This is a genomic window from Alcanivorax sp. HI0083, from assembly GCF_001635175.1.
In genome coordinates this window covers 1-5,864 of the sequence record NZ_LWFX01001035.1, presented here as the reverse complement: position 1 = coordinate 5,864, position 5,864 = coordinate 1, and the positions used below count along the sequence as shown (strand labels likewise).

Sequence of the window (5,864 nt, the reverse complement as noted above, 5' to 3'; positions counted from 1 at the left end):
GCGTGCCCCCGGCACCGCCGGGCCGACTCGGGGGCGCCAACCAGGGCGGGACAGGGTAGCCAGCTTGTGCTTGATTTCTTCGGGTAACATGACTCGTCCTCGTACGGTCGTTTCATGTTCACCTTCACGCCAGCCTCACGCAATAAAGCGCCCACCGTTACCCGCTGCCAGGCAGGTTTTAGCGGTTAAGCGGCGTGCAATTATCTGCCCGACCCTGTTTTCCTGCCCAACGACGGGCCCCTTCAGGAGGGATTCAGGGTCAGGGTGGCGGTCATTCCCGCCGCCAGCACGGTGCCCTCGGGCAGGCTGTCTGCATCAATCGACACCCGCACCGGCACCCGCTGGGCCAGGCGCACCCAGTTGAACGTGGGGTTCACATCCGCCAGCAGGTTGGCCCCGGTGGGGTTATCCCGGTCGGCGATACCATGGGCAATGCTGTCTACGGTGCCATGGGCGCGGACACCACTGAGCAGGCGCACCTGCACCGCATCACCCACATGCACATTGGGCAGCTTGGTTTCCTCGAAGTAGCCGTATACCCAGAAGTCATGCCGATCGATCAGTGCCATATGCGCCTGCCCGGCGTGGGCATAATCGCCCGGATACAGCGCCAGGTTGGTGACGTAACCGTCCACCGGGGCGCGCACTTCCGTGCGCTCCAGGTTCAGCTGCGCCAGCGCCAGGGCGGCATTGGCCTGCTGCAAGCGGGCCAGCAACTGCTGCTGGCTGGCGGTGGCCCGTTGATGGCTGGCCTGGGCCGCCTGTAGCTGGGCCTGGGCCGCATCGGCGTTACTGTGGGCGTTATCGCGCACCTCCCGGGACACCGCTTCAGCGATACGATCCCGGCGCCGGGATTCCGCCTGGCGCATGGCAAACTCGGCCCGCGCCTTGGCGGCGCTGGCCTGGGCAGCACGAATATCCGCACCGGCCGCGCGGGCTGCCGCTTCGGCGGCGCGCTGGTCCGCCTCCGCCTGCTGCAGGGCATTCTGGTAACGGCTGCGGTCGATCACGAACAACAGATCGCCCTGCTGCACGGTCTGGTTGTCGGCCACTGCCACCTCGCTGACCAGCCCGGACACATCCGGCGCCACCTGCACCACACGCGCCCGCACCCGGCCATCCCGGGTCCAGGGGGAATACATGTAGTGCTGCCACAGGGCCCAGGCCAGCAAGGCGGCCAGCGCCACCATAAACAGGGTGACCGAGGCCCGAATCAGGGATTGGGTTTTCATGGTTTTCTCTCCTCCTTCCACCTCATTGCATGGCCAGCAAACCCAGGCCACCAAAACAGCAGAAAAATACGGCCACCCGAAACAACGGCGGGTGCCAAACATAGCGGTACAGGCCATAACGGCCGCCTACCCAGTCCACCGCCCACTGCAACAGCAGACTGAAGACAAACACCAGTAACAGGCTGGGCACCAGCGCATCCAGCACGGCAATTTCACGGGGCATGGGGCACTTCCTCCTGATGCGGTTGGGGACTGGCAGCCGGCGTCGCCACCAGTACCGAGCGGGTATCCAGCAGGGCCTGGCGCAGCAAATGCAGCTGACGCAGGGCAGGGCGGTCGGCCACCGTGGCCATGGCCGTATCCAGCGCCAGCAACGCCCTCTCGTGGGCACCTTGTTGCTTGTCCGCATCACTGCGATAGAGACGGGCGAAGGCCTCCAGCACCGTAACAACAGCGGCCTGCTCGGCCCGCGGCAGGGCCACATGTCGGCTGCGCAGCTCCACCACCGCACGGCCGGTTTCATGCACCGACAACGCCCAGGGCAGCCAGTCACGAGCGCGCGGCCCCGCATGCACCATGATCTGCATGAACAGGTCACGGGTGGCGCTTTCCAGGCGGTGGCGTAACCCGTTCAGCGGCGCCTCGCAGGCACGGGCCACCTGATAGCGCAGCTGGCGCAACAACCGATGTCGCAACCAGCCATTGCTGGAGGCGTTGCCGAACAGGCTGAACGCCACGGCCACCGCCAGCACCCCGCCAATCTGGCTGATCGCCTCGTTGACCACATACACCGGGTCGAACGTCATCGGGCTGTGCAGATTCAACAGGTAGATAAAACTGAGTACATAGCCGGTGCCATACCCGGCCAGCGTCGGCCGAGTAGTGAGATACAGCCCGGTGAGCAGAAACGGCACGATGCCGGCCACCATCAGGCCGAAGCCATCCATGTGAGTGAGCACCAGAAACTGACAGAGAAACGCCAGCGGCATACCGGTGGCAAAGCCCAGGGTAATCTGCCGCACCACCGCTGACGGGTTCGGCGCACTGGCAAACAGGCCGGTGAAAATCGTCGCCAACATCATGGCACTGCCCCCATGGACCCAGCCGGACAGAATCCAGAAACTGCCCATCACCAACATGGTCACCGTGGCCCGCACCCCGCTCACCAGCGCGCCGAGGCGATCATTACCGTGCTGGAACACCACCTCTTTCTGCGCCACCGTGGGCACGCCGGGGCGGCGCAATTGCGCATAGGCCTGCACATAGGCCTGTAATTCCTGCAGACAGCGGCCCAGCAGCTCGGCGCCAGTGTCGAAATCCAGTAATTCCCGGCGCGAGGTCAGCCCCTGGCGCTGCTCACTGATCTTGCCGGGCAATGCCCGCTCGGTGTGTTGCAGCTCCAACGCCAGCCGCGCGGCAGCCTCCGGGCTGGGCTGACAATCCCCTTCCAGGGCAGTGGCGGCAAACGCGCACAGCTGCATCAACCGGTCGCGGGTATCGCGGTGATGGGGCGCATGCATGCGATTCATCAGATGATGCAGAGTCTGGTAGCTGGTGGAGACCTCCATGAAATGCTGGTTGAGCTGGCGCAGGCGCGGGCTGTGCGCCCGCACGCCGGCGTCCTCGAACACCACGGAACTACGCAGGTTTTCCACCTGAATGGTCTCGCCCACAAACCGCATATGGGCCTCTTCCAGCGCCTCACGGGCCAGCACGCCCCCCAGGCTGCCGCGTACAAACGCCAGAAAGCCCCGGTATTGGTCAGCCAACTGCTGGCGCAGAGCCATACGCAACCGCTGGGGAAACAGCACATCCCCCACCAGCCCGGCCACCAGAATGCCCAGCATCACTTCGCTGACCCGCATCACCGCCGAATCAAACAGCCCCAGCGGATGCTGCACCACCGGCAGTACCACGATGGCCACGGTGTAGCCGGACAGCACAAAACCGTAGGACATGAAGTTGCGATACAGGGACGCCCCGGCGGCGCACAGACCAATCCACAGGGCCATGCCCACCAACAATAATTCACGCTGCTGCGGGAACAGGCCCACCAGCGCGATAGCCACGCCACAGCCCACCAGTGTGCCCATGGCCCGGTAGAAACTTTTCGCCAGCACCATGCCACTGGCCGGGTGCATCACCAACGCCACCGTCATCATGGTGGTGGCTGGCTGCTGCAGGTCCATACGCATGGCCAGCCAGCCACCGATAAAAATGGCCAGCAGCGCCTTGCCCACGTAGAGCCAGTCCAGCGCGGTTTCGCGCAACTGGCCCATCAGCCAGGGTCGGGGCGAGGCGGTCTCCTGCCGGGCATTCATGCTGGCGCGCTCACAGCTCGCGCTCGATCTGCTCGGCCACCCCCAGCAACCGCTTTAACAGGTTTTCCAACTGGGCGGTTTCCCGGGCATCGAAGGCGGCGCCGTACTGATTCAGCAGGGACGACATGGACGGCAGAAACTGTTCCACCAGCGCCTCCCCTTCCGGGGTCAGGGACACCAACACCCGGCGCCGGTCCTGGGGATCCGCATAGCGGGCCATCCAGCCCCGGTCGCAGAGAATATTGCACACCCGGGTCACGTTGGCCGACTTCTCTGCCGCCGCATCGCGCAGCTGGGTGACGGTCATGCCTTCCTGCTGGCAGCCGTACAGCATCATCAACACGTTGTAGTCCGTGTGATTGAGCCCGTACTGGCGCAGCACCAGGTTGGCGGTGTCGTGGACGTGCTGGGAGATGGCCTTGACCAGCCGCACCAGCATGGCCGGTTCCCGGGGGTAGCCGGGAAAGCGCTGATGGGTCAGGTTGATGCGATTTTCGGTGGCGTCGAAGCGGCTCACACAGCCCTCCTGAATCTTTATGAACATGATTCACAAAGTATACAACGGAATAGTACACAAATGAACTATTCCGTTGTCGCTGAGTTATCGCCGCTTGGGAGTTGGCCCTATGCCACTGATATTAATCGCTTAATTGGGAGAGGCTTCGCCGGATTCCTGAAAAGGCCTAAGCTGCCACTGGGCGAACGCCTGCTGGGCCAGCTCCAGTTGCTCAATCAGCCGCTGGCGTTTGCTGGGATCAAAGCGGCGGCTGGCCAGGGCCTGCAGGCTTTTTTGCAGGCCATTGCGATGGCTGCGCTCCATCTGTGTCAGCCAGTGGTCCTGCGCCCCGGTAACCACCAGCACATCACGGCCGGCGTGGTTGCGCTGGCTGACCTGATACCAATGCACCAGTGCCCGGCCCAGCACCACATAGGCAAACTGCGGGTCCCGCAGGGGGCCGTAGACGGCTTCGCGGAATCCCCCACTGAGCGGGCCGAATTTCAGTTTGGTGAGCTTGTCGCTGTAGTAGTAGCTGCCGGCGGCGCCCAATAACCCGCCAATCAACGCGCCGGCACCCAACGAATGCCCCAGCGCCACCGCATCAATGCCGGCACCGCCCACGGCGCCGGCGCCAAAACCGGCGGCGGCCAGCTGGGTCTTGCTGATGCCCCATAGCTGACGGGTGCGCTCACTGAACAGGTCACCGCCTTGCGGGGTGACCAGCGCCTCTTCCTGACGCTGCAGGCGGCGATGCTGGTACAGGTCTTCCACCGCCACCCGCAGCCGTTGTTCGCGCTCACGCTGCCAGTTCTGCCACCGTTGTTGCAGCTTGGGCAACAGGGGGCTGACGTCTTCGAACTCACTCAACCGTGCGGTTTCCTGGTGGCCGAGCATGTCGATCAGGGCATCGGCGATGCGCTCCAGGGCCTGGCTGTCGCGGCCGAACTTGAGGGCCTGCAGGTACTCCAGCGCCGCATCCAGCGGTTCGCGCCAGTGGGGCGCCAGCTGGCCAAAGCTGCGCAGCAGGTCCAGGTGTTTTTCGAACGGGGCACGCACCGCGTCGAAGCGCCGCACGATCTGGAAATACTGGCCCAGCGCGGCTTCCCAGGCAGCGCTGTGGTCGTCCGGGCCGATCTGGTTGATCAGCGCCAGGCTGGGCCGGCCGGTCCAGCGCAGAACATTCATTTCCGCTTCGTGCTCACGGTTATAGGGCACGGAGCCATCCACCACATAGATGATCCCGGCGCCCTCCACGATGGGCCGCAGCAATTCACATTCGTCGTGGTAACGCGGGTCATCACGGTGCTGGGTCACGAAAGCGGCCACGGTCTCCGGCCGATCCGAGGCGGACAGGCTGTGGCCCTGCAACCAGGCCAGCACCTTGCGGGGGCGCTGAAAGCCGGGGGTGTCGATCAGCTCATACAGCGTCACGTCATCCACTTTCATGGGGTAACGGTGACTGTCGCGGGTGGTGCCGGGCTCCATGGCGATGGCGATGCTGTCGTTCTGAGCCAGCGTCGCCACCACGCTGGACTTGCCCTTGTTGGGGTGGCCCACCACGGCAAAGCGCGGCAGGTCCACGCCAGGCGCCGGCGTGTCGTTGTCGGGTTCGTGCATCAGGCTTGCTGCTCCTTCTCTGCCGCCACCGGGGCACACAGCAGTAACTGGCTGTCGCGCTGGCGGTCCACAAAGCGTTGCCACTGGGCCAGCAACCCCGGGTCGGCCAACGCCGCTCCGTCTTCGTCGGCCAGCGGCACCAGCGCCAGCAGCGCCGTCATACCCTGTTCGCGGGCATCAAAAATAAAGTCGCTC

5 protein-coding genes and 1 pseudogene are annotated in these 5,864 nt (G+C 64.5%); all 6 read right to left on the bottom strand.

The features are described from left to right. Positions 1–242: 242 nt before the first annotated feature. Positions 243–1,232, bottom strand: a complete 990-nt coding sequence (locus A3754_RS13260) for an HlyD family secretion protein (RefSeq protein WP_063520070.1) — start codon at positions 1,230–1,232, stop codon at positions 243–245. 22 nt (positions 1,233–1,254) lie between these two features. Further along, positions 1,255–1,455 carry a DUF1656 domain-containing protein gene (locus A3754_RS13255; protein ID WP_007148706.1) on the bottom strand — a complete coding sequence of 67 codons (201 nt, stop codon included), beginning with the start codon at positions 1,453–1,455 and terminating at the stop codon, positions 1,255–1,257. Continuing rightward, on the bottom strand, positions 1,445–3,553 hold the full coding sequence (locus A3754_RS13250) for an FUSC family protein (RefSeq protein ID WP_063520069.1): 2,109 nt from the start codon (positions 3,551–3,553) through the stop codon (positions 1,445–1,447). Before A3754_RS13250 ends, A3754_RS13255 begins: the two co-directional genes overlap by 11 nt. Before the next feature lie 10 nt (positions 3,554–3,563). Beyond that, positions 3,564–4,070 carry a MarR family winged helix-turn-helix transcriptional regulator gene (locus A3754_RS13245; RefSeq protein ID WP_063520068.1) on the bottom strand — a complete coding sequence of 169 codons (507 nt, stop codon included), beginning with the start codon at positions 4,068–4,070 and terminating at the stop codon, positions 3,564–3,566. Between the two features lie 129 nt (positions 4,071–4,199). Beyond that, on the bottom strand, positions 4,200–5,669 hold the full coding sequence (locus A3754_RS13240) for a GTPase/DUF3482 domain-containing protein (protein WP_063520067.1): 1,470 nt from the start codon (positions 5,667–5,669) through the stop codon (positions 4,200–4,202). Next, positions 5,669–5,864, bottom strand: a pseudogene (locus A3754_RS27720) (DUF2868 domain-containing protein); the annotation flags it as partial. The pseudogene A3754_RS27720 and the gene A3754_RS13240, both read right to left, overlap by 1 nt.